The 23,977-nt window shown below is 70.4% G+C and carries 17 protein-coding genes; 12 read left to right on the top strand and 5 right to left on the bottom strand.

What is annotated here, in order from left to right; all coding sequences use genetic code 11:
- Window positions 1-26 precede the first annotated feature (26 nt).
- Window positions 27-4,310, top strand: a complete 4,284-nt coding sequence (locus tag QM621_RS13550; RefSeq protein WP_414990918.1) for an FtsK/SpoIIIE domain-containing protein — start codon at window positions 27-29, stop codon at window positions 4,308-4,310.
- 107 nt (window positions 4,311-4,417) lie between these two features.
- Window positions 4,418-6,754, top strand: a complete 2,337-nt coding sequence (gene pcrA / locus QM621_RS13545; RefSeq protein ID WP_414990917.1) for a DNA helicase PcrA — start codon at window positions 4,418-4,420, stop codon at window positions 6,752-6,754.
- Window positions 6,755-6,827: 73 nt separating this feature from the next.
- Here pcrA and QM621_RS13540 read toward each other — a convergent pair whose 3' ends face one another.
- Entirely contained in the window at window positions 6,828-7,613 is a 786-nt protein-coding gene (locus QM621_RS13540) for a M23 family metallopeptidase (protein ID WP_414990916.1), read from the bottom strand.
- Window positions 7,614-7,942: 329 nt separating this feature from the next.
- Here QM621_RS13540 and sucC point away from each other — a divergent pair, with 329 nt between their 5' ends.
- Together sucC and sucD are read left to right on the top strand one after the other, a co-directional pair.
- Window positions 7,943-9,109 (top strand): ADP-forming succinate--CoA ligase subunit beta, encoded by a 1,167-nt coding sequence (gene sucC, locus QM621_RS13535; RefSeq protein WP_414990915.1) that lies wholly within the window; start codon window positions 7,943-7,945, stop codon window positions 9,107-9,109.
- Window positions 9,110-9,125: 16 nt separating this feature from the next.
- On the top strand, window positions 9,126-10,022 hold the full coding sequence (gene sucD / locus QM621_RS13530; RefSeq protein ID WP_414990914.1) for a succinate--CoA ligase subunit alpha: 897 nt from the start codon (window positions 9,126-9,128) through the stop codon (window positions 10,020-10,022).
- Window positions 10,023-10,124: 102 nt separating this feature from the next.
- Here sucD and QM621_RS13525 read toward each other — a convergent pair whose 3' ends face one another.
- Entirely contained in the window at window positions 10,125-11,945 is a 1,821-nt protein-coding gene (locus QM621_RS13525) for a hypothetical protein (protein WP_414990913.1), read from the bottom strand.
- A 69-nt stretch (window positions 11,946-12,014) separates the two neighbouring features.
- On the opposite strand from QM621_RS13525, the gene QM621_RS13520 reads away from it, so the two are divergent.
- From QM621_RS13520 to purH, 3 genes are read left to right on the top strand one after another with little or no spacing between them, the layout of a single operon-like run.
- Window positions 12,015-13,184, top strand: coding sequence for a DUF6350 family protein (locus QM621_RS13520; protein ID WP_414990912.1), 1,170 nt, complete (start codon window positions 12,015-12,017; stop codon window positions 13,182-13,184).
- Entirely contained in the window at window positions 13,177-13,803 is a 627-nt protein-coding gene (gene purN, locus QM621_RS13515) for a phosphoribosylglycinamide formyltransferase (RefSeq protein WP_414990911.1), read from the top strand. Before QM621_RS13520 ends, purN begins: the two co-directional genes overlap by 8 nt.
- A complete protein-coding gene (gene purH, locus QM621_RS13510) occupies window positions 13,800-15,359 on the top strand; it encodes a bifunctional phosphoribosylaminoimidazolecarboxamide formyltransferase/IMP cyclohydrolase (protein WP_414990910.1) in 1,560 nt (519 codons plus the stop codon). Before purN ends, purH begins: the two co-directional genes overlap by 4 nt.
- 146 nt (window positions 15,360-15,505) lie before the next feature.
- Here purH and QM621_RS13505 read toward each other — a convergent pair whose 3' ends face one another.
- The gene (locus QM621_RS13505) at window positions 15,506-16,135 is read right to left on the bottom strand and encodes a TetR/AcrR family transcriptional regulator (protein ID WP_414990909.1); all 630 of its coding nucleotides are present in this window, start codon (window positions 16,133-16,135) and stop codon (window positions 15,506-15,508) included.
- A gap of 96 nt (window positions 16,136-16,231) precedes the next feature.
- Between QM621_RS13505 and QM621_RS13500 the strand changes: the two genes are divergently transcribed.
- The 3 genes from QM621_RS13500 (at window position 16,232) to QM621_RS13490 (ending at window position 19,157) form a co-directional block, all read left to right on the top strand.
- Complete coding sequence (locus QM621_RS13500; protein ID WP_414990908.1) at window positions 16,232-17,089, top strand: bifunctional methylenetetrahydrofolate dehydrogenase/methenyltetrahydrofolate cyclohydrolase; 858 nt, start codon at window positions 16,232-16,234, stop codon at window positions 17,087-17,089.
- Window positions 17,086-17,370, top strand: a complete 285-nt coding sequence (locus tag QM621_RS13495) for a DUF3017 domain-containing protein (protein ID WP_414990907.1) — start codon at window positions 17,086-17,088, stop codon at window positions 17,368-17,370. Before QM621_RS13500 ends, QM621_RS13495 begins: the two co-directional genes overlap by 4 nt.
- 152 nt (window positions 17,371-17,522) lie before the next feature.
- Window positions 17,523-19,157 (top strand): hypothetical protein, encoded by a 1,635-nt coding sequence (locus QM621_RS13490; RefSeq protein WP_414990906.1) that lies wholly within the window; start codon window positions 17,523-17,525, stop codon window positions 19,155-19,157.
- Here QM621_RS13490 and QM621_RS13485 read toward each other — a convergent pair.
- Complete coding sequence (locus QM621_RS13485; RefSeq protein WP_414990905.1) at window positions 19,154-20,143, bottom strand: malate dehydrogenase; 990 nt, start codon at window positions 20,141-20,143, stop codon at window positions 19,154-19,156. The two genes, QM621_RS13490 and QM621_RS13485, sit on opposite strands and share 4 nt — an antisense overlap.
- Before the next feature lie 115 nt (window positions 20,144-20,258).
- On the opposite strand from QM621_RS13485, the gene QM621_RS13480 reads away from it, so the two are divergent.
- Window positions 20,259-21,194, top strand: coding sequence for a Fic family protein (locus QM621_RS13480; RefSeq protein WP_414990904.1), 936 nt, complete (start codon window positions 20,259-20,261; stop codon window positions 21,192-21,194).
- A 3-nt stretch (window positions 21,195-21,197) separates the two neighbouring features.
- Here the strand turns inward: QM621_RS13480 and nhaA are convergent, their stop codons facing one another.
- Entirely contained in the window at window positions 21,198-22,388 is a 1,191-nt protein-coding gene (nhaA, locus tag QM621_RS13475) for a Na+/H+ antiporter NhaA (protein WP_414990903.1), read from the bottom strand.
- A 161-nt stretch (window positions 22,389-22,549) separates the two neighbouring features.
- Between nhaA and QM621_RS13470 the strand changes: the two genes are divergently transcribed.
- Window positions 22,550-23,842 (top strand): DUF222 domain-containing protein, encoded by a 1,293-nt coding sequence (locus QM621_RS13470; RefSeq protein WP_414990902.1) that lies wholly within the window; start codon window positions 22,550-22,552, stop codon window positions 23,840-23,842.
- Window positions 23,843-23,977 lie beyond the last annotated feature (135 nt).

The raw sequence follows: 23,977 nt of genomic DNA, 5'->3' as shown, positions 1-23,977 counted from the left end.
ACGACGACGCGAGCGACGAGGCAGCGATGCGGATTCTGATCGACCTTGACGGCAGACGCGAGACAGTCGACGTGCAGGCGTGGCAGCCTGACGCGACCCTCGCGACCCTCCTGGACTATGTCGGCGTCCAGGTCGACGCCGACGCCAGTCTCATCCTCGACGGCGCCACCGTCGAGGCGAGCAGCCTGTTGGAGGAGTTGACGCTCCTCGAAGGATCGATCCTGACCCGCACCGTGACGCACCCGGTCCGCACACTGCCGACCTGGAACGTCTCGGTCGGCGGGGGACTCCAGACACGGCCAGCCGTCGCGATCCCCACCCACCGCCAACTGGTGATCGGCCGTGCCCCGCAAGCCGACGTCGTGCTCCCCAGCGAGTCGGCCTCCTGGCACCACTGCACCATCGAGATCGAAGACGACGGGGTGCGGCTGCGAGACTCCAACTCCACCAACGGCACCATCGTCGACGGCGAGCCCATCGACGAGGAAGGCGTCCTCATCACCACGCCCCGCACCGTGCTCGTGGGCGGTTCGGTGTTGAACATCCGTCCGAGCCTCGAAGAGCCCGTCGCGCCCGCGCCAGGATCCCTACGGAACCTCACCCTCGCCGCGACAGCGCCGTTCAACCGGCCTCCCCGTCCCGGTCGTCCACCCGCACCGGAGTCGATCGATCCTCCAGCGCCCAAAGAGGTGCCGCCACCGGGCAAGTTCAGCCTCATCACGATCGCGGCCCCTCTGGCGATGGCCGTCGTTCTGGTGGTCGTGCTCGGCGACCTGCGTTTCGCCCTGTTCGCCATGATGAGCCCGATCATGGCCATCGGCATGTACTTCGACCAGAAACGCCGCCACAAGAAGGGCCTGAAAGAGGAGGAGGAACGCTACACCGAGGCGCTGGAGACGTTCCGCGGCGAGATCGTCGAGGCGGCGGCCGTGGAGACGGTGCGCCGACAGGACACCATCCCCGACCCCGCCGTGGTGATGCGGCGTCCGGCGCTTCCCTCCACGCTGATGTGGCAGCGCCGCGCCGACGCCCACGACTTCCTGAGACTGCACGTCGGCGTCGGCGACGAGCCCTGGAAGCCCGAACTCGACCTCCGCGGTTCGAGCAAACTGCCCGAACGCACCAAAGAGGTGTTCGAGACCAGCAGCCTCACCGCCGCGCCGGTCCTGGCGGACCTGAACGACGCCGGCGTCATCGGCATCGTCGGCGACCGTGACGGAGCGCTCGCCCTGGCGCGCAGCCTGATCGTGCAGGCCGCCGTGCACTGCGGACCGGCCGACCTCACGATCAGCGCGTTCTGCGACAACGGACGCGAGAACGACTGGGACTGGACGGCCTGGCTACCGCACACCCGCCAAGCAGGCGGTGAGGCCGGCGCCCGATGGCTCTCCAACCATCGCGACGCCAGCAGCACGATGCTGCGTAACCTCCTCGACAACATCGCCAACTTCCCCACCCCGGCGATGCTCACCGTGCTCGACTCCGAAGTGCTCACCGAAGGCCGTGACGCGCCCGCCCGCGACCTCCTCGGCACCGGCCGACCCATCTCCGGGGCGTCCCAACAGCGAGAAGAGCGCAAAGTCAGCGGCATCGTGATCGCGACGTCGCAAGACAAGCTCCCCGCCTCCTGCACCATCGTCGTGGACGTCGGAGCCGACGCGGCCGCGACCGTGCACCACCCTGAGAACCTGACCCGTGTCGACGACGTCGTCATCGCCGGCGTGAGCCTCGCCGACGCCGAGGACTGCGCCCGCACCATCGCGCACTTCGAAGACCCCGAACTCGTCATCCCCGGCGCGTCCCTGCCCTCGCTGGTACGGCTGCCCGAACTCCTCGGCGCCGACACGATGAACGCCGACACAATCCGCGACTGGTGGACCTCCTCAGACGGCATCGCCACCCCCGTCGGCCTCGGCGAGAACGGGTCGCTCAGCCTCGACATCGTCAAAGACGGACCCCACGGCCTCGTCGGCGGCACCACTGGCTCGGGCAAGTCGGAGTTCCTACGCTCCTTCGTCGCCGGACTGGCCGCCCGCAACGACCCCACGAAACTCAACTTCATCCTCATCGACTTCAAAGGCGGGGCCGCGTTCAAAGCTTGCGAACGGCTGCCGCACACCATCGGCACCATCAGCAACCTCGACGAACAACTCGCCGACCGCGCCCTCCGCGCCCTCGAAGCCGAGATGGAACGTCGCCAACGGTTGTTCGCCGAGGCTGGGGAGGACGTCGACAACCTCCCCGCCTACCTCGCGACAAACCCCGCCGAACCACTGCCGCGACTGCTGTTGGTGATTGACGAGTTCGCGATGCTCGCCAAAGACTTCCCCGACGTCCTCGCCTCGCTCGTCAGCGTCGGCGCGGTCGGCCGGACCTTGGGCGTCCACATGATCCTCGCCACCCAACGTCCCGCCGGCGTCGTCAACGACGACATCCTCGCCAACACCAACCTGCGCGTCGCGTTGCGCGTGCAGAGCCGAGAGGACTCCTCGAACGTCATCGGCGTCCCTGACGCCCCGAGCATCAGCCGCTTGCAACAAGGCCGCGCCTACATCAAACTCGGCCAGAACGACATCACCCCGGTCCAAACCGCCCTCGTCACCGGCCGTGCCCAGGAGAAGACCGTCGAGAAGGTGCAAGTCCGCGAGGTCGGCCTGTTCGGCGTGCCCGCGCCCGGTCCCGCTCCGGCGAAGACCCGCGCGAGCGACGCCAACGACCTCGACCTCCTCATCGACGCCGTGGTCGAGGCCAACACACAGATGGGCATCGCTCCGCCCCGCCAGGTGTGGCCCGAGGCCCTCGGCGAGTGCGTCTCGCTCGACGGTTACGCGGTCGACACGACCCAGATCGACGACGACGCGAGACCAGTCCCCACGGTCGGCGGCGTCGAGGACGAGGTCGTACAGGTCGCGCTCGCCGACGAGCCGGACTTGCAGCGTCAGAGCCCCGCCGGCTGGAAACTCGACCAAGGCAACCTGTTCCTCATGGGTGTGCCCGGCAGCGGCACGAGCACCACGCTGGCGAGCATCGCGCTCGCCCTCGCCGACGCGCGTTCTCCCGAGGACCTCGACATCCTCTGCCTCGACATGGGCTCGCGTGGCCTGTCCGCGCTGGAGAACCTTCCGCACACCGTCGCCTACGTCGGTTCCGGCTCGGGCGCGAGAGAACAGCAAGTCCGGTTCCTGCGACACCTGCGCACCGAGTTCCAACGCCGCCGCGCCGCCACCACGCCCTCACGTCCGGCCATCATCCTGGTCGACGGTCTCGCCGCGCTACGCGACGAGTTCCAGGACCACGAAGGACAAAGCCTGCTCGACATGTTCTACCGGGTCTACGCCGACGGGCCGAGCGTCGGCATGCACTTCGCCGTGTCCACGACCCGCTCGAAGTCCGTGCCGTCGGCGATGGACGAGGTCACCTTGCAACGCTGGGTGTACCGACTCGCCGACACCTACGATTACTCCACCCTCGGCGTCCGCGGCAAGACCATCCCCGCACCCGTCCCGGGCCGCTGCGTCGACACCACCACGTTGCTCCAGATGCACATCGCGACCCCCGGCAAAGGACTGGAGTCCGCTGTCGCCGAAGCCGCAGCGCGCTGGGCGCACATCCCCGCGAAACCAGACGCCATCGGCGTCCTGCCCGACGACGTCCCCGCCAGCCAACTCGCCTCCTTGACACGCCTCGACGGCGAACCAGCGCACCTCCCGATCGGTGTCCGTGAGGACACGCTCGCCCCCGCGCTGTTGGAGCTGTACGAGGGCGAGCACGTGCTCATCGCCGGCCCGCCACGCTCCGGCAAGTCCACCCTCCTCCTCGCCATCGCCGAACTCGTCAGGCAAGCACCCGACGACCAGCGTCCCCAACTGTGGGGGCTCTGCGACCGCCGCTCCCCGCTACGCCACGCCGACTTCGACCGCGTCGCGGGCAGCAGCGACGAGATCCCCGCGCTCCTGGCGTCCCTCCGCCTGGAGAACAAACCGGTGTTCTTGTTCGTCGACGACGCCGAACGAGTCGAGGACACCGACCAGTCCCTCAACAACCTCCTGGCCGCGTCCCCGGTGAACCTCACCGTGGTCGCGGCGGGACGCGGGTCCGACCTGCGCGGCCTCTACAGCCACTGGACCAAAACGCTACGCAAAGCCCGCTGCGGCGTACTGCTACAACCCGACGTGGACTACGACGGCGAACTCCTCGGCGTGAAGATCCCCCGCACCGCCCCGGTCGCGCTCACACCAGGCCGCGGATACGCCTGCGTGAGCGGCGGAGTCGCCCTCGTCCAGACCATCAGTCCCAGCGACTCTGACTGAGAGCCCCGGTACACCTCGGGGAAGAAAAGGTGGCCTTCGACGCCCCTTCGACCATGACGCCGCGCTCAGTGAGAACTGTCGGAGGGGGCCACTAGGCTGGGGCGACGATGACTCTGCCTTTCCCTGTGCCCGAGCCGCGTCCGTCTGCCTCGTCGTCGGCTCCCGACGTCCGGCCCCGTGCCGCGCGTCCGGCGGACTTGCTCGACGGACTGAACGACCCGCAGCGGGCCGCCGTCGGCCACGCGCCGGGCCAACTGCTCGTCGTGGCCGGGGCCGGATCGGGCAAGACCCGGGTGCTCACCCGGCGCATCGCCTGGCTGCTCGGCCACGAGAAGGCCGCGCCCGGCTCGATCCTCGCGATCACCTTCACCAACAAGGCCGCCGCCGAGATGAAGGAGCGCGTCGAGGAGCTGGTGGGCGCGCGGTCGCGGGCCATGTGGGTGGCGACCTTCCACTCCGCCTGCGTGCGCGTGCTGCGCCGCGAGGCCACGCAGCTCGGCTTCACGTCGTCGTTCACCGTCTACGACGCGACCGACGCCAAGCGCCTCGTCACGCTCGTGTGCCGCGACTTGTCGCTCAACCCCAAACAGGTCAACCCGCGCGCGGTGCTCAACTGGATCTCGAACTGCAAGAACGAGCTGGTCGACCACGAGACCGCGCGCTCGCAGGCCGCCACGCCGAGCGAGGAGACGTTCGCGGAGGTCTACGGCGAGTACCAGCGGCGGCTCGCGGCGGCCAACGCGATGGACTTCGACGACCTCATCATGCACACGGTCCACCTGTTCCAGGCGTTCCCGGCCGTCGCCGAGAACTACCGCCGCCGCTTCCGGCACATCCTCGTCGACGAGTACCAGGACACCAACCACGCGCAATACCAGTTGATCCGTGAACTGTCGGACGAGTCGACCGACCTGCTGGTGGTGGGCGACTCCGACCAGTCGATCTACGCCTTCCGCGGCGCCACCATCCGCAACATCTTGGAGTTCGAGAAGGACTTCGCGCAGGCCGAGACCATCGTCTTGGAGCAGAACTACCGCTCCACCCAGACGATCCTGTCGGCGGCCAACGCGGTCATCAGCCGCAACGAGAACCGTCCGGCCAAGAACCTCTGGTCGGCGGCGGGCGACGGCGAGAAGATCGTCGGCTACGTCGCCGACGACGAGCGCGACGAGGCGCAGTTCGTCGCCGACGAGATCGACCGGCTCACCGACGAGGGACAGGCGAAGGCCTCCGACGTGGCGGTCTTCTACCGCACCAACGCGCAGAGCCGTGTCTTCGAGGAGGTGTTCATCCGCGTCGGCCTGCCGTACAAGGTCATCGGCGGCGTGCGCTTCTACGAGCGCAAGGAGATCCGCGACGCGCTCGCCTACGCCCGGGCCATCGCCAACGAGCGCGACACGGTGTCGCTGCGGCGCATCGTCAACGAGCCCAAACGCGGCATCGGCGCCCGGGCCGAGGCGGCGCTGGAGCACTTCGCCGCGCGCGAACAGGTCAGCCTGGCCGAGGCGATGCGGCGCACCGACGAGATCACCGACCTCGCCACCCGCTCGGCCAAATCGATCACCGAGTTCGCCGGCGTCATGGACGAGCTGCGCGAGCTGGCCGTCAGCGGCGCCCCGGCCGACCAGGTGCTGGAGGCGGCGCTGACCCGCAGCGGCTACCTCGCCGCGCTGGAGTCCAGCGACGACCCGCAGGACGAGACCCGCGTCGAGAACCTGGCCGAGCTGGTCGCGGTGGCGCGCGAGTTCGTCACGGCCGCCGCGACAGTCGCCGACGACCGCGAGCCCGAGGACGACCACTTCGCGCCCGGCTCGCTCGACGCCTTCCTGGAGCGGGTATCGCTGGTCGCCGACGCCGACTCGCTGCCCGGCGACGGCGACGGCGTCATCACGCTGATGACGCTGCACACGGCGAAGGGCCTTGAGTTCCCGGTCGTCTTCCTCACCGGCCTGGAGGACGGGATCTTCCCGCACCAGCGCTCCCTGCCCGACGCCGAGGCGCTGGCCGAGGAGCGGCGGCTGGCGTACGTCGGTCTCACCCGGGCCCGCGAGCGGCTCTATCTGACCCGCGCGACGAGCCGTTCGGCGTGGGGCGCGCCCGCCTACAACCCGGCCTCGCGTTTCCTCGACGAGGTCCCGGAGGCGCTGGTCGACTGGCGGCGCGAGGAGCCGGTCGCGACGTCGTGGCTGCCGTCGACCACGCGTTCGGCCTCGTCGTCCGCGCCGCGCCGCGAGGCGTTCGGCTCCCGTGCGGCCTCCCGCGCCGCCGACCTGACCGGCGTCCCCTCGCTGTCCCCCGGCGACCGGGTCACCCACGACAGCTTCGGCCTCGGCACGGTGCTGGCGGTCGAGGGGAGCGGCCAGAACACCCAGGCGCGCGTCGACTTCGGCTCGGCCGGAGTCAAACGCCTCATCCTGCGCTACGCGCGCCTGGAGAAGCTGTAGACGCAGGATGAGGGATTGGGGTAGCTTACCGCGACCTCAACCCATCATCCTGCGTCCTGAGGAGCGGGTGAGATCACGGGTTGGCGTTGTGCTCGCGGAGGGCGACCTCGGGGTCGACGGGGTCGCCACCGCCGGGGCGGACCTCCAAGTGCAGGTGGGGGCCGGTGGTGTTGCCGGTCGATCCGGTGTAGCCGATGACCTCGCCGGGGATGACCCGCTGGCCGGCCTCGACGACGATGCGGCTCTGGTGGCAGTACCAGATCTCGGTGCCGTCGTCGAGACGGATGACGGTGCGGTTGCCGTAGGCGCCCTCGTAGCCGACCGAGACGACCTCGCCGGCCGAGACCGAGACGATGGTCGAGCCGGAGGGGCCGGAGAAGTCGAGGCCGGTGTGCCGACCGCTGCTCCACAGGCTGCTGCTCTGCCCGAAGGTGGCCGAGATGCGGTACCCGGCCACGGGGAGCACCCATTGGTTCGACTGCAGGTCGTCGGCGCGGTCCTGCGTCAACTGCTGCAGCTCCTGCTGAGCTTGCAGCATCTGGTCGGCCTGGTTCTGCGTCTGCTCCTCCAGGAGCTCGCGGTCGAAGTCGCGGCTGACCTGGAAGCCGCCGTTGGACGTCTCCGCCGACAACGCCTGGAAGTCTCCGTCGAGCGTGCCGGTGTCGGCGCGCCCGCTGAGCACCGCTGATCCGAGGCCCGCCACGACCAGTGCCACCGCGCCGACGGTCGCCATGGAGGGACGGAAGGACCGCTTCGAGCGACGCTTGGCGGCCCGACGCCCCCCGGCCGACGTGCTCGCCGCGCGGACGCTGGACTGGTGGCGGACGTCGAGTCGGCGCTTCGGCGCAGAAGAACTCACGCGCGACCTCCGACAGTCGATGAGACGATAACCTCCACAAATATAGACGACGCTCGGCCTGAGTGGGGAGGCTATGGGGAGAAGGCGGGGGTGATTGCGCGGGTGAGCCGAAGGTGAAAAGCCGGGATGCCGGGGACCGGCCCCAGTCGACGCGGTGACCGATCGCACATTCTGCGGCCAGGGGGCTGGGGTGACCGGCCGGTAACCGACCCGCGGCCATGAGCAGAACTTCGCACGGTTAGAGTCGCCACGGCTCTCGGTGCGGCCTCTGTCCCCACCCCGCGCCTGTTCTCTTTGCAACCCGTAACAACCACAGGACGGTCATCACCGTGGATCTGATGGAATACCAGGCGAAGGAACTCTTCGCCAAACACGGCGTCGCCACGACGCTCGGCAAGGTCGTCACGACCGCTGAGGAGGCCAAGGCCGCAGCCGAGGAGCTCGGCGGCGTCACGGTCGTCAAGGCCCAGGTCAAGGCCGGCGGCCGCGGCAAGGCCGGCGGCGTCAAGCTCGCCAAGACCGCCGACGAGGCTCATCTGCACGCCTCGAACATCTTGGGCATGGAGATCAAGGGCCTCACGGTCAACCGTGTGCTCGTGACCCCCGCGACCCCGCCGGTCGAGGAGTATTACTTCTCCTTCCTGCTCGACCGCTCCAACCGCAGCTACCTCTGCATCGCGAGCGTCGAGGGCGGCGTCGAGATCGAGGAGGTCGCCAAGACCAACCCCGAGGCGGTCCGGCAGATCCCCGTCGACGCCGGCACGGGCGTCGACGAGGCCAAGGCCCGCGCGATCGTCGAGGAGGCCAAGTTCCCGGCCGAGCTCGCCGAGCAGGCCGTGACCATGATCCAGGCGCTCTGGAAGGTCTTCACCGAGGAGGACGCCACCCTCGTCGAGGTCAACCCGCTGGCGCGCCTCGAGGGCGACAAGCTGGAGGCCCTCGACGGCAAGGTGTCGCTCGACGACAACGCCTCCGAGGTCCGCCACCCCGACCACGAGGGCTTCGTCATCTCCGAGGAGGCCGACCCGCTGGAGGCCAAGGCCAAGGAGAAGGGCCTCAACTACGTCAAGCTCGACGGCGAGGTCGGCATCATCGGCAACGGCGCGGGTCTCGTCATGAGCACCCTCGACGTCGTCGCCTACGCCGGCGAGAACCACGGCGACGTCAAGCCCGCGAACTTCCTCGACATCGGCGGCGGCGCCTCGGCGCAGGTCATGGCCGACGGCCTCGACGTCATCCTCGGCGACCCGCAGGTCAAGAGCGTGTTCGTCAACGTCTTCGGCGGCATCACCTCCTGCGACGCGGTCGCCAACGGCATCAAGGGCGCCCTCGAGCTGCTCGGCGACGACGCGACCAAGCCGCTCGTCGTGCGCCTCGACGGCAACAACGTCGACGAGGGCCGGGCCATCTTGAACGAGCTGAACCACCCGCTCGTCACGCTGGTCGACACCATGGACGGCGCGGCCGACAAGGCCGCCGAGCTGGCGAACGCCTGAGGGACGGAGAAGCAATATGTCGATTTTCCTGAACAAGGATTCCAAGGTCATCGTCCAGGGCATCACCGGCGGCGAGGGCTCCAAGCACACCGCGCGCATGCTCGCGGCGGGCACGAACATCGTCGGCGGCGTCAACGCGCGCAAGGCCGGCACGACCGTGACCCACACCGACGCCTCGGGCGCCGAGGTCGGGCTGCCGGTCTTCGGCACTGTGGCCGAGGCCATCGAGAAGACCGGCGCCGACGTGTCGGTCGCCTTCGTGCCGCCGGCCTTCACCAAGGCCGCCGTCATCGAGGCCATCGACGCTGAGATCGGCCTGCTGGTCATCATCACCGAGGGCGTGCCGGTGCAGGACTCCGCCGAGTTCTGGGCCTACGCGCAGGGCAAGAAGACCCGCATCATCGGCCCGAACTGCCCCGGCATCATCACCCCGGAGGAGGCCCTCGCGGGCATCACTCCGGCGAACATCGCCGGCAAGGGCCCGATCGGCCTGGTGTCGAAGTCGGGCACGCTGACCTACCAGATGATGTTCGAGCTGCGCGACTTCGGCTTCTCGACCGCCATCGGCATCGGCGGCGACCCGATCATCGGCACGACGCACATCGACGCGCTCGAGGCCTTCGAGAACGACCCGGAGACCAAGGCCATCGTCATGATCGGCGAGATCGGCGGCGACGCCGAGGAGAAGGCCGCGGCCTACATCCAGGCCAACGTCACCAAGCCGGTCGTCGGCTACGTCGCGGGCTTCACCGCCCCGGAGGGCAAGACGATGGGCCACGCCGGCGCCATCGTGTCCGACGGCGCGGGCACCGCCCAGGGCAAGAAGGAGGCCCTCGAGGCCGCCGGGGTCAAGGTCGGCAAGACGCCGAGCGAGACCGCCGCGCTGATGCGCGCCATCTTGCAGGGCGAGTGAGTCCGCCGTCGCTCTGACGCGCATGACCGCCTGAGAGGGGCGGCGTGCCGGGTTCCGACTCGGCCGCCGCCCCTCTCGCGTTTGTTGCGGGCGGGAGTGTGGTCAGTCCGCGTAGACCAGGCGCTGGGCGGCGCGTTGGACCACGGCGGAGAAGGTCTCGACGGTCATCAGGTCGACGCTCGGTCCGGGCGTGAACAGGATGCGCGCCACCGAGGCGCCCCGCTGCACGATCGCGGACCGGACCGGCACCTGGGTCCGACCTTCCAACTGCAGGTTCAGGGTCCACATGGAGCCGCGGAAATCGGGGCTTTCGCCGAAGGAGTCGGTCTCGGCGATCTCGGCGGCGAGGTTCTCCGCCGGACAGTTCTCGACGGACGCGCGGACCTGGTCGACGAAGGCGGTGGCGGCGTCGGCGTCGGGGAAGACGCCGACGGTCTCCACCATGCCGAACGACGGGGGCAGCGTGGAGCTGGCCTCCGGCATCAAGAAGATGCGCGACGAGACGCCCGTCGCGCCGACCTCCTGGAACGACGACCGATCACAGGTCGTCCCCGTCGGGTTGGGCTTGTCGCCCTCGACCTCGGCGCTCGACCAGGCGGCGTCGACGCCCGGCAGCGCGGGAAGGTCGATGGCGCCGAGGAACGCCGGGGCCTCGTTCAGCGGGGGCGGGTCGGCCGGCGCCACGATCACGTCGCCGTCGCAGGAGGCGCCTTCGTGGGCGCCGCAGAGCTTCCTGAGCGAGCTGTCGACGGTCGTGGCGAAGTCGTCGATCTCCGGCGCGTCGGCGACGTCGCTCTCATGGACGACCGTCGTGGTCACCGTGCCCGACCAGTTCAAGCCGACCGTGAGCGCCTGCGGCGTGTCGCCGGGCAGGAGCAGGCGCACGATGACGAGGTCGCCATAGGGGCGGTTGGCCCGCCAGGAGCCCACGAGCTGCACCTGCGGAAGGTCGCAGTCGCCGAACCAGGAGACTGATCGGTTGAAGGCCTTCTCGGCGGCGTCGACCTGTCGGGCCACCTCGATCACCTGGACGAGCCGCTGCTCGCCGTCGCCGACGAAGCTCCGGGCGAAGGCCTTCAGGGGGTCCTCGGTGGCGAAACGGCGTGTGGGGCAGGCCGTCAACGGCTCGGTGGCGCGGGTGTCGGAGGAGGTGTCGCCCTCGGTCCAGTCGGCCTGCGGCGTCAGCTCGGCCACCTGCGAGCGGGTCAGCAGGTCGGCCTCGCCGACCTTCTGCGAGTCGAGGACGAGGTCGTGGCTCTCCGCGCCGATCCGCTCGCGGTAGGCCGCGCTGGAGATCTCGGTCGTCGGTCGGCCGTCGGTGAGCACGAACATGCCCGCCAGCACGGCGGCGACCGCCGAGCCGACGACGGCGAGCGTGTTGAGGCGGTGCCCACGGGTGCCCTGGCTGCGGATTTTCGCGGCGGGGGGCATCTCCAGCTGACGGGTCACCGTGCCGAGCGCGTTCATCCGGCGTTCGAGCCGTTCCAGCGGCTGTCCGAGGACCTGTTCGAGGGAGGTGATCGCGGTGGTGACACGCTCGATGGCCTCCTCGTCGCTGACGCCGATCTCCTGCGCGGCGTCGTCGAGGTCGGAGGCGCCGAGCGTCATCAAGACGACGAGGCGGCGGTCGTCGGGAGTCAGACCGGCGAGGGCGTCGAGCAGCTCGGTGTCGGTGTTCTGCTCGTGTCGACGGCGCAACGGGTGGGTGCCGCGGCTGATGGAGGTGGCTTTCCAGGCCTCGATCCGCACATAGCGGTGGGGACTGTTCCCACGGATCTTCGGCCAGTCGCGCCAGGAGTGGCGGTAGGCGTCGATCGTCGCGTCGCGCGCGACGGCGCGGTCGCCGGTGATGGCGTACAGGACGCGGAGGACGTTCTCGGACGTCGACTTGTAGAAGGCGTCGAACTCGTCGACTCGCGACATTCGAATCCTCCTCGCGAGTCGGCGTGGCTCCGTGACGACGCCGCAACCTTACAGGGGAGGATAGAGGGCGTGTCCGCTCCCGCCCCCTCCTTCGTGCTCGACGGTCTGCGCCCGGCGCTGTGGCCCGGTCTCCTCGCCGTCGGCTGGGCGCTCCTGTACGGACTGGGGGCGGTGGCGCTCGCGGTCGCGCTGGCCGGCGCGTGGGGCGGGACGCCCGTCGACGCGGGCGCGCTGGTCGTCCGGAGCTGGCTGGTCGGCCAGGGGAGCGGCCTGTCGTCGGAGGGCGCGCGGATCTCGCTGTTCCCGTGGGGAGGGTTCCTGGCGGCCCTCGGCGTGATGACGCTCGCGGCCTGTCAGCAGCTGAGCCACCGCGAGGACGTCGACCCGCTGGCCTTCGTCGGCGTCGTCGGGGTGGCCTACCCGGTGGCGACGTCGATGCTGGCGGTCGTCGCCGACGACGCCGCGACGTCGATCCCGGCGACCAGGCTCGCCGTGGTGGCGCTGCTCGTCGGGGCCGGCGGCGCGCTCGCCGGGTATGCGAGCACCCGCGGTTTTCCTGAGGGATGGTGGCGCGAGGAGTGGGCCGAGGCGCGCGCGGTGATCGTGGGGGCGTCGACGAGCGTCGCGTGGGTGCTCGGCGCGGGCCTGGTGATCGTGCTCGCCCTGGTGGCGACGAACGTGCGGCAGGCCGGACGGCTCTGGGCGCTGCTCGACCCCGGCGTCGTCGGCGGGATCGCGCTGGCGGCGGTGTGCGTGCTGTGCGTTCCGACGTTGACGCTCTGGGCGGTGTCGGCGCTGCTCGGCCCCGGTTTCCAGGTCGGCTCGGGCGCCACGGTCGACCTCACGGGCTCGCACCTCGGGCAGCTGCCCGCGCTGCCGGTGCTGGCCGCGCTGCCCGCGCCCGGCGACTTCCCGGGCTGGATGTTCCTCCTGGGGCTGATCCCGGCGCTCGCGGCGGGCGTCGCGGGGTGGCGGCTCGTGAGCGGGGGGCGCCTCGACCTCGGCGACGACCTCTGGCGCGGCGCGGCGGTCGCGGCGGGGGCCGGAGCCCTCGGGGCGGTCGTCCTGGCCGGTCTGACCGCGACCTCGGGCGGCGCGGTCGGTCCCGGACGTATGGCCGACGTCGGCCCGGAGTCCTTCTGGCCGCTGCTCGGCGTGACGCCGTTCATGGCCGTGGCCGCCGCGATGGGGGCGGTCGCGGCCCACTATCGTGAGAGCCGTGGCCCCGCAGATGACTGACGCGACCCCGATCGTCGTCCTCGTCTCCGGCAGCGGCACCAACCTGCAGGCGCTCATCGACGCCAGCGCCGACCCCGCCTTCGGCGTGCGGATCGTCGCGGTCGGCGCCGACCGGGGCGGCATCGAGGGCTTGGCGCGGGCCCGCCGCGCCGGGATCGACACCTTCGAGCTGCACCTGCGCGACTTCGCCAGCCGCGAGGACTGGGACGCCGCCCTCGCCGAGCGGGTCGGATCCTACGCCCCGGAGCTGGTGGTGTTGGCCGGGTTCATGAAGCTCGCCGGACCCTGTTTCCTCGCCCGTTTCGGCGGCCGCACGCTCAACACGCATCCGGCGCTGTCGCCGTCGTTCCCGGGCATGCACGGCCCGCGCGACGCGCTCGACTACGGAGTCAAGATCACCGGCGCCACGCTGTTCGTCGTCGACGAGGGCGTCGACACCGGCCCGATCGTCGCGCAGACGGCGGTGCCGGTCCACGACGGCGACACCGTCGACACCCTGCACGAACGCATCAAATCCAGCGAGCGCGGCATGCTCGTCGACTGGGTGGGACGTCTCGCCCGCGACGGGTTCTCCATCGACGGCCGCCGCGTCGTGACCCCACGGAAGGATCCGGCATGACCCAGCGTCCGATCAAGCGAGCCCTCGTCTCGGTCTACGACAAGACCGGGTTGGCCGAGCTGGCCCGCGACCTGCACGCCGCGGGCGTCGCGATCGTGTCGACCGGGTCGACGGCCAAGACGATCGAGGCGGCGGGCGTGCCCGTCACCCCGGTCGAGGAGCTGACCGGCTTCCCCGAGTGCCTCGACGGGCGGGTCAAGACGCTGCACCCGCGCGTCCACGCGGGCATCCTGGCCGACTCGCGGCTGGAGGCCCATGTGAGCCAGCTGGCCGAGCTGGGCGTGGAGCCCTTCGACCTCGTCGTCGTCAACCTGTACCCGTTCCGCGAGACGGTTGCCTCCGGCGCGACGCCCGACGAGTGCGTCGAGCAGATCGACATCGGCGGCCCGTCGATGGTGCGCGCGGCGGCCAAGAACCACCCGACCGTCGGCATCGTCACCTCGCCGGACTTCTACGGCGACGTCCGGGAGGCGCTGGCCGCGGGCGGCTTCACCTTCGAGCAGCGCCGACACCTGGCCGCGCAGGCCTTCGCGCACACCGCCGCCTACGACGCGGCGGTCGCGTCGTGGTTCGCCTCGGCCTACGACGGCGCCGAGGACGGCTGGCCGGAGTTCGTCGGCGAGGCGTGGGACAAGGCCGCGGTGCTGCGCTACGGCGAGAACCCGCACCAGCAGGCCGCGCTCTACGCCGACGCGAGCGGCGGCGGCCTGGCCGGCGCGGAGCAGCTGCACGGCAAGGAGATGAGCTACAACAACTACGTCGACACCGACGCGGCGATCCGCGCCGCCTACGACCACGCGGGTCCGGCGGTGGCGATCATCAAGCACGCCAACCCGTGCGGCATCGCCGTCGGCGGCGACATCGCCCAGGCGCACGCCCGCGCGCACGCCTGCGATCCGGTGTCGGCCTTCGGCGGGGTCATCGCGGCCAACCGTCCGGTGTCGGTGGCGATGGCCGAGCAGGTCGCCGAGGTGTTCACCGAGGTCATCGTCGCGCCGGACTACGAGCCGGGCGCGGTCGAGGTGCTGCAGGGCAAGAAGAACATCCGTATCCTCAAGGCCGACCTCGGCTCCGCTCCTCCGGCGGAGTTCCGCCAGGTCTCCGGCGGCATCCTCGTGCAGATGCGCGACCAGGTCGACGCCGTGGTCGACGGGGGCGGCGACGACCCGTCGGACTGGACCCTCGCGACCGGCGAGCCCGCCGACGAGGCCACTCTCGCCGACCTCGCCTTCGCGTGGAAGGCGGTGCGCGCGGTCAAGTCGAACGCGATCCTGCTCGCCTCGGGCGGCGCGTCGGTCGGCATCGGCATGGGCCAGGTCAACCGGGTCGACTCCTGCCGCCTCGCCGTCGAGCGAGCGGGGGACCGGGTCTCCGGTTCGGTCGCGGCCTCCGACGCCTTCTTCCCCTTCGCCGACGGTCCGGGCATCCTCATCGAGGCGGGCGTCAAAGCCATCGTCCAGCCGGGCGGCTCAGTGCGCGACGCCGAGACCGTCGAGGCTGCGAAGGCCGCCGGCGTCACGATGTACCTCACCGGCACGCGCCACTTCTTCCACTGACCGCCTTCGGTACCGACCCCCTGGGGCGGTGAGTTGTCCACCTTTGCCCGGGTGTCGGTGTCTCATCCACGCTATGAGCGCTCATAGCGTGGATGAGACACCGATCAGAATCGAAAGGTGGACAACTCACCGCCTTGGTGGGGACGTCAGGCGCGGGTGAGGGCGGCGGTGATCTGGTCCTCGCCGAGGAGGTGGGCGGCGAGGAGATGGCGCAGCGACAGGGCCAGGACGCGGGCGGCCTCGGCGTCGGACTCGACACCGGACTGGCGGCGCAGCGCGACGCCCGCGATCAGCGAGAAGACGCTCGCGGCCAGGTCGTCGGCGGTCTCCACCCCGAGTCGGGTGAGCACCGAGACGATCAGTCCGTCGAGGGCGCGCAGCGCGTCCCCGGCCAGTTCGCGCAACTCGGGGTCGCGGGCGGCGGCCAGATAGATCGCGATCTGCGTCCCCGCGACCTCGGGGGCACGCACCGTGAAGATCATCTCGATGAACGCCGCCGCCTCGTCGAGGTCGGCCGAGGTGTCGAACTCGACGTCGGTCAGCGACCGCAGCGTCTCGATCCAGGTCGTCAAGTGCCGCGACAGCGCCTCGCGCACGATGTGCTCGATGGAGGAGAAGTAGTAGGTGGTGGTCGCCGACGGCAGGCCCGCCCGGGTGGCGACCGCCCGGTGGGTGACCGCGCGGGATCCGCCCTCGACGAACAGCTCCAGGGCCGCTTCCAGGAGGGCCTCGCGACGCTCACGACTGCGCTCCTGCGTCAACTGCGCACGTGCCATGCCACTCCTCCGACGGCTGATGTTCCGGGGCGAGTCTATGCCGCCTCGACCGGCGGCGCTCCGAATCGTCCAGACCTGGCATGACAGACTCGGTGCGTGACTGCGCAGATCCTCGACGGGAAGGCGGCCGCCGCCGCGATCAAGTCCGAGCTCGCCACCCGGGTGGCCGCGCTCGCCGAGCGGGGCGTCGTGCCCGGCCTCGGCACGATCCTGGTCGGCGACGACCCCGGCAGCCAGTGGTACGTCGGCGCCAAGCACCGCGACTGCGCCGAGATCGGCATCCGCTCGATCCGCATCGACCTGCCCGCCACCGCCACGCAAGACGAGGTCGAGGCCGCGGTCGACCAGCTCAACGCGGACCCCGAGTGCACGCTCTACATCGTCCAGCTGCCGCTGCCGAAGGGCCTCGACGAGAACGCCGTCATCGGTCGCGTCGACCCCGCCAAGGACGCCGACGGCCTGCACCCGACCAACCTCGGCTGGCTCGTCCTCGGCGAGCCCGCCCCGCTGCCGTGCACGCCGCGCGGCATCATCGAGCTGCTGCGCCGCCACGAGGTGCCGATCGAGGGTGCCCAGGTGGCCGTCGTCGGACGCGGCATCACCGTCGGCCGCCCGATGGGCCTGATGATGACCCGCCGCAGCGAGAACGCCACCGTCACGCTCTGTCACACCGGCACCCGCGACCTCGCCGAACAGGTGCGCCGCGCCGACATCGTCATCGCCGCCGCGGGCGTGCCCGGCGTCATCACCCCCGACATGGTCAAGCCGGGCGCGGCGCTGCTCGACGTGGGCGTCAGCCGCGACGCCGACAACGCCATCGTCGGCGACCTCCACCCCGACGTGATGGAGGTGGCCGGCTGGGTGGCCCCCAATCCGGGCGGCGTCGGCCCGATGACCCGCGCGATGCTGCTGGCGAACGTGGTCGACGCGACCGAGGAACGGAACCGGCCGTGAGCACGCCACTGCGGGCGCCGCGCACCCTCGGGACCCGCGCTTACGTGGTGCTTCTCGCGCTGGTCGTCGTCGGCCTCGCGCTGGTCGGGTTCGGCTACTGGCGCAAGGGCATCGCCCTCGTCGGCGGCGTCTTCGGCCTGGCGGCGGGCGTGCGCCTCGCGCTGCCCGACGAGCAGGCGGGCCTGTTGGCGGTCCGTGGTCGTCCGTTCGACGTCGCGTGGACGGCGTCGCTCAGCGCGGCGCTGACGGTCTTGGCCCTGTCGGTGCCCGGCGGCGACTAGGTTCCGCCGCACGATGCCCGTGCCGGCCGCCGTCGCGGTGTCGGGGATGTCGGTGACATCGGGTTGGGGCGGATCGATCGAGGTTTCCGGCCGGCTGATCTGCCATGATGACGATGGAACCACGTCACCCTGCCCCGGACGGAGACCCGCGCATGCGCGACAAGCTCACGGATTCGGTGATCGTCGTCCGTTCCTTCCGCGAGGATTCCGCCGCCGACGCCGATCATGAGCATCTCGACGCCGACCATGAGGATGGCGGCGACGAGGTCGATCGCCCGCGGCGGCGACGCCGGCTCTGGCTGATCGTCGTCGGCCTCCTTGTGCTCGCGGTCGTCGCGGTCGGCGGTGTCGCCGTGTTGCTGGGCCTGCGCGCTCATCCTGTGACCTCCGACTCGATGGAGCCGAAGGTCGGAGCCGGCTCCCTCGCGATCACTCGTTCGACCCCGGCTGCGGACGTCGCGCAGGGCGACGTCGTGACGATCCCGCGCACCTCCGACGGCGGCGTCGTGGTCTACCGCGTGGTCGAGGTCGAGCCGACGTCGTCCGGCGCGTCGCTCACGGTGCGCACCGAGGCTCAGGAGGACGCGCAGGGCAGCGCCTACGACGTCGAACGTGTAGGCGACCTCGTGGTCGCCGTGCCCTATGTCGGCTACGCGGTGATCGTGATGTCGTCGTGGTTCGGCCTCTTCCTCCTCGCTCTGGTGGTGCTGGCGTATCTGATGATCTTCGGTTTCCAGGCGCCCTGGACGAAGCGGAAGCGCCAGGAGGACGAGCCGGAAGAGGACGAGCCGGAAGAGGACGAGCTCGACGACGAGCCGGTGATCCCGCCGCCACCGCCCTCTCCTCCACCGTCGATCGAGGCGCCCGTGGTTCCTGGCGGCGCGCATCGGGCTGCGGAGCCGCGTCCAGGACAGCTCGACGCGGCCGCCTCGACCATGGCGCAGAACGACCGCCGGCTCGCGGAACTCCTCGGTCTTCCCCATGTCGACGCCGGCTTCGCCTCGGTCGCTGAGGCGCGCCGGGCGGTGGCGTGCGTCGTGACGGGCCCGGACGCGTCGCTGATCGACGTGGTGGGGCTGGGCCTCGACGGGGACGCGGCGCGCGCGTGGACCACCGATCTGCCCGAGGCGCCGATCGACGTCGTCCGGGACCGTCTGAGCTGGGAGCGGCCCGGCCTGATCGCCGTGCCCGGACAGATGGGCGGCGAGCTGACCGACGTCGCGGCCTGGCGGGACCTGGCCGACAGCTGCGGCGCCGGGCTCTGGGTGGACTTGAACGGGATGTTCGGGCCGCTCGACCGGCTCGACGCCGACCTCGTGACGCTCGCGACCGACCCGCTCGGCGTGCCCGGAGGCGTCGTGCTCGCCCGGGACGCGCGATGGGCTTCACGTGTCGCAGGCGCCCGAGGCGGCGGGCGGGCGTCGGCCGAGGCGAGCGCTGAATTGGCCCGACGTCTGGAAGGACTCGACCAGGACGATCTTCTCGCTCTGCACATGAGCGCGGTCGAGGCGGGTCATCGGCTCGCCGCCAGTGTGCGCTGTCAGGGGATCGCTCCGGCGAGGGTCCACGTGGCGGCCCACGTCCCGCTCCTCACGCTCACCTTCCCCGATCATGAGCGCGCTCGAGCCGCTCGGCAGCGGCTTGCCGATGCGGGAGTGGCCGTCGAGCCAGGGGCGGACGAGGGCCGCTCCCGGACGGTGCGCCTGTGGGCGAGCGTCATGGGTCTGGACGCGCGGCGGCCCGACGAGATCGACGAGTGGGCCGAGCTCATCGCCTCCCGGCTTTAGATCAGACCGAGTTCGGCCACGGCGGCACGCTCGGCCTCGAGCTCGGCCACCGATACGTCGATCCGCTGGCGGCTGAAGTCGCAGATCTCGAGGTCCTGGACGATCGTCCAGTCGCCGCCCGCGCAGGTGACGGGGAAGGACGACACGAGGCCGTCGGGCACCCCGTGGGAGCCGTCGGAGGCCACCGCCATCGAGACCCAGTCGTCGGCGGGCGAGCCGCGCAGCCAGTCGCGGGCGGCGTCGATGGTGGCCGACGCGGCCGAGGCCGCCGAGGAGGCTCCGCGCGCTTCGATGATGGCGGTGCCGCGCCGGGCGACGGTCGGGATGAAGTCGTGCTCGACCCAGTCCATGTCGTCGACGACCTCGAGCGCGGGGCGTCCGTCGATGGTCGCGTGGAAGAGGTCGGGGTACTGAGTGGCCGAGTGGTTGCCCCAGATCGCGACGTGGCGGATGTCGGCGACGGGCACGCCGGTCTTGGCGCGCAGTTGGCTCAGCGCCCGGTTGTGGTCGAGGCGGGTGAGCGCGCTGAACCGCTCGCGCGGGATGTCGGGCGCGTTGCTGAGGGCGATGAGCGTGTTGGTGTTGGCCGGGTTGCCGGTGACGCCGATCCGCACGTCGTCGGCTGCGACCTCGTTCAACGCCCGGCCCTGTTCGGTGAAGATCGCGCCGTTGGCCTCCAACAGGTCGCCGCGCTCCATGCCCGCCGCGCGGGGCCGTGCGCCGACGAGCAGCGCCAGGTTGACGCCGTCGAACATCGCGCGGGGATCGGAGCCGATGTCGACCGACTCCAGCAGCGGGTAGGCGCAGTCGTCGAGCTCCATGACGACGCCCTCCAGGGCGCCGAGCGCGGGCTCGACCTCCAGCAGCCGCAGCCGCACCGGCTGGTCCTTGCCGAACAGCGCGCCCCCGGCGATCCGGAACAACATGCTGTACCCGATCTGCCCCGCGGCTCCCGTGACGGCGATGGTGACCGGACTGCTGCTCATACGCGCTCCTGACATGGGTGGTGGCCTCTGTTCAACGTAGTTCGCTGGAGAGGGGAGAACCATGTGTTCTTGATCGCCCTCCTGTCCACCATCGCCGACCTGTCTGTCGAGGTGCGTGCTGACGTCGCGGCGGTCGCCGACGACGGGCGGGTGGAGATATCGCGTTTCGACGCCGACCTGTCGCACGCGCTGCCGGGCGCCCAGATCGCGCCCTTATCGGCAGTGCTTCTCCGCGTCGAGTCGGCCTCTTCCTCGCAGATCGAGAACATCACCGCCGGGGCTAAGACGCTCGCGCTCGCCGACGTCGGTGTCGCGAGGGCAAGATCACGCCTCGCCAGGACGACTGCGCGACGGTCAGGTGTGGATCGGCGGATCGAGCGTGTCGCCGCACGGCGCCGCCTTCGTCCCGCCACGCGCGGAACGGGTCCCGGCGGCGCTGGAGGACCTGTGCCAGTTCGTCCGACGGACCGACGTCCCGCTGCTGGCCCAGGTCGCCGTCGCCCACGCGCAGTTCGAGACGATCCATCCGTTCAACGACGGCAACGGGCGGACTGGCCGCGCCCTCGTCCACGCGATGCTCGCCCACGGCGGGGCCACGACCCGCGCGACGATCCCGGTGTCGGCGGGACTCCTGGCCGACACGCGGTCGTACTTCGACGCGCTGACGTCCTATCGGGCGGGCGACCTGAATCCGATCGTCGAGCGGTTCGCCGAGGCGTCCTTCGTGGGCATCGCCAACGGCCGCCGTCTGCTCGACGACCTGACCGGGGTGTACGAGGGGTGGACGTCGTCGGTGTCCGCGCGGCGTGGGGCCGCCGTGTGGACGGTGCTGCCGACCTTGCTCGGCCAGCCGGCGGTCACCTCCGCCACCGTCCAGCAGATCACTGGTCTGTCCCAGCCCGCCGCCGACCAGGTGATCGGGCGCTTGCGCGACGCGGGCGTGCTGACGCGGGCGGTGGGGCGGCAGCGTTATGTGGTGTGGCTCGCGACGGAGGTCACGAACGCCCTGGACGACTTCGCGGCGCGGGCGCGTCGGGACCGCGTCGAGTAGGGCTCACTCGCCGATACGGCGCAGCTCGCCGTCGGGGACGCCGTCGTCGTTCATGTCGGGGGAGCGGGCGAGGCGGGCGTCGCGGCGTAGGGCGACGGTCCCGGCGGTGGCGGCGACCAGGGAGGCGAACAGGACGGCGGCTTTCGCGGCGTCACGGTCTGGCCCTTCCCCGAAGGACAGTTCGGCGACGAGCAGCGAGACGGTGAAGCCGATGCCGGTGAGCAGGCCGACGCCCACGAGGTCGCGCACGCCGATGCCCTGGGGCAGCCGCAACGGGGTGAGCCGGGTGACGAGCGCGGTGGTCCCGAGCACGCCGACGACCTTGCCGACGACCAATCCGGTCGCGACGCCCGCCGCGACCGGGCTGGTCAGCACGTCGAGCAGTTCGTCGGCGGGCACGACGACCCCCGCCGCACAGAAGGCGAACACCGGCAGCGCGAGGCCCGCCGACCACGGCTGGACGCGTTCGGCCCACCGCTCCGCGCGACCGTCGTGCGCTGGGACGGACAGGCCGAGCAGCACTCCGGCGACCGTCGCGTGGACGCCGGAGTGGTGCATGAGCCACCAGGCGGCGAGGGCGAGCGGGACGATGAGCCACAGACGCGGCGTGCTCGTGTGGGCGAGCAGTCCGCAGAGCCCGATCAACGCCAGCGCTCCGGCGAGTGAGACGAGGTCGACGGTCTCGGTGTAGAAGATCGCGATGACGACGATGGCCAGCAGGTCGTCGACCACCGCCAGGGTCAACAGGAAGGTGCGCAGCGCCAGCGGCAGGCCGCGCCCGGCCACCATGAGCACCGCGACGGCGAAAGCGATGTCGGTGGCGGTCGGGATCGCCCAGCCATGTGGACGGTCCGAGATCAGCAGATAGAGCGCGGCGGGCGCGACCATGCCGCCGACCGCCGCCAGCATCGGCACGGCGGCCTCGCGCGGCTTCGACAGGCTGCCGACCACCAGTTCGTGTTTGAGCTCCAGGCCGACGACGAGGAAGAAGACCGCCAGCAGCCCGTCGGCCGCCCACGTCGCGACGCTGAGGTCGAGGTGGAGCGACGCGGTGCCGACGACCGCCTGGGTCACCGCGCGATAGCCGTCGCCGACGGGCGAGTTCGCCCAGACGAGGGCCAGAAGCGCCGCGCCGAGCAGCACCGCGCTCGCGGTCGTCTCGTTCGTGGTGATCTGGCGCAGGCGATGGATCACAGGTCTCCTCGGGAAGGGTCGCATTAATGACGCCGACCAGACTTCCCGGCACACCGAACGCCAGCTTAGCGGGCCGGTGTTCGCTGATGGTGAACGGTCGAGTGTGCACGATTCTGGAAAGTGTCAGTAGCTTGATCTAGATTAGAACTAGAAATCTAATCATGAAGGATCTGGTTCCGATGGTCGTGCAACAGCTTGAGTCCCACCCGTTGGTGGCGGCTGTCGCGAGCCTGGAAGCCGACCTCGACCGCATGAACGGAACCAGTTGGGAGCACTTGGACGCGCCCGTAGTGCGCGACCTCGTGACTCGTATCGCCCGTGTGCAAGCCAGGTTGGACTCCCAGAAACTCCACGCCGCACGACGCCTTGAGGCCACCGGCGCGGCCCGGCAGGCCGGAGCCACCTCCACCGGCGTGTTGATCGCGAACGACTTCGGCGGGGACACGCGTGAAGCCCATAGCCTCGTGAAACTCGCCAAGAGCGTGAAGCCCTCGTCACCGACGCAGGCCGCGTTGGACGCCGGTGAGATCACTCCGAAGAAGTCAGAGGTCATCGCCAGGACCGTCGCCGCTGTCCCGAAAGACAAGCAAGACCTCGCCGAATGGGGACTGGTACGGGACGCGAAGAACCTCACCCTCCCCGAGCTGCGGAAGCGAGCGGACCGGGTCTCCGACCTGTGGGCCGAACCAGCCGACGTCGACAAAACCGAGAACACCACCATTGAGGAACGTGAACGGAAAGCACGGGCTCGGTCGTCGTTCCGTATGTGGTCGAATCACGACGGGACGTGGTCCGGTGATTTCAGGGTTCCTGAGGCGCAGGCCGCCATGTTGAAGACCGCTGTCGAAGCGTTGGCAGCGCCACGTCGGGACCACCTACGTGACGAGGCCGACCAGGCCCCGCGTGATCATTCGCAGAGGATGGGGATCGGCTTCGCCGACCTGTGCGACCACCTTCCGACCGATGGGCTGCCCGACGCCGGTGGTTTGGGGGCCACCGTGACCGTCAACCTCGACTACAAGGCCCTCCTCGAAGACGTGAAAGCAGCTTCCCTGTCCACCGGGACCAAGATGAGCGCCGGACAAGCCCGCCAACTCGCCTGCCGCGCCGGAATCATCCCGCAAGTCCTCGACGGCGAATCCCTCCCCTTGGATCTAGGGAAAGAGCAGAGACTCTTCACCCGTCCGCAACGCAGAGCCTTCGCCCACCGAGATCGAGGATGCTCCTTCCCCGGATGCGACCGACCACCCCAATGGACTGAGGCCCACCACATCACCCCGTTCTCTCAGGGCGGCACCACCGACCGCACCGACGGAACCCTCGTCTGCTCCTACCACCATCACGTGATTCACGAGCAGAACTGGGAACTGAGACGAAGCCCAGTCGACGGGATCGTGGAGTACAAACTGCCGCATCACGCGCAATGGCGACGCAACGAGCGATACCGAGGGTGACGTCTGTGCTAGTGGTCCGGCGCAGTTTTAGTTGACTATTTCGTTGAGTGTGGTCCGGGCGCGGGCGACTTTGGCGAGGATGTCCTCGGCGGTGGCTGTCCAGGTGTAGGGCTTGGGGTTGTCGTTGTTGGCTTC

The sequence above is a fragment of the Aeromicrobium sp. genome (genome assembly GCF_047606445.1).
GTDB lineage: Bacteria > Actinomycetota > Actinomycetes > Propionibacteriales > Nocardioidaceae > Aeromicrobium.
This window is presented reverse-complemented; position numbering and strand designations above follow the sequence as displayed.

What these genes read in the sequence shown, in the direction of transcription:
- pcrA (WP_414990917.1), top strand. Translation starts at nt 4,418, where the DNA reads ATGACTCTGCCTTTCCCTGTGCCCGAGCCGCGTCCGTCTGCCTCGTCG.
- QM621_RS13470 (WP_414990902.1), top strand. Translation starts at nt 22,550, where the DNA reads ATGAAGGATCTGGTTCCGATGGTCGTGCAACAGCTTGAGTCCCACCCG.
- purH (WP_414990910.1), top strand. Translation starts at nt 13,800, where the DNA reads ATGACCCAGCGTCCGATCAAGCGAGCCCTCGTCTCGGTCTACGACAAG.
- QM621_RS13550 (WP_414990918.1), top strand. Translation starts at nt 27, where the DNA reads ATGCGGATTCTGATCGACCTTGACGGCAGACGCGAGACAGTCGACGTG.
- sucD (WP_414990914.1), top strand. Translation starts at nt 9,126, where the DNA reads ATGTCGATTTTCCTGAACAAGGATTCCAAGGTCATCGTCCAGGGCATC.
- QM621_RS13525 (WP_414990913.1), bottom strand. Translation starts at nt 11,945, where the DNA reads ATGTCGCGAGTCGACGAGTTCGACGCCTTCTACAAGTCGACGTCCGAG.
- QM621_RS13485 (WP_414990905.1), bottom strand. Translation starts at nt 20,143, where the DNA reads ATGAGCAGCAGTCCGGTCACCATCGCCGTCACGGGAGCCGCGGGGCAG.
- QM621_RS13505 (WP_414990909.1), bottom strand. Translation starts at nt 16,135, where the DNA reads ATGGCACGTGCGCAGTTGACGCAGGAGCGCAGTCGTGAGCGTCGCGAG.
- purN (WP_414990911.1), top strand. Translation starts at nt 13,177, where the DNA reads ATGACTGACGCGACCCCGATCGTCGTCCTCGTCTCCGGCAGCGGCACC.
- QM621_RS13490 (WP_414990906.1), top strand. Translation starts at nt 17,523, where the DNA reads ATGCGCGACAAGCTCACGGATTCGGTGATCGTCGTCCGTTCCTTCCGC.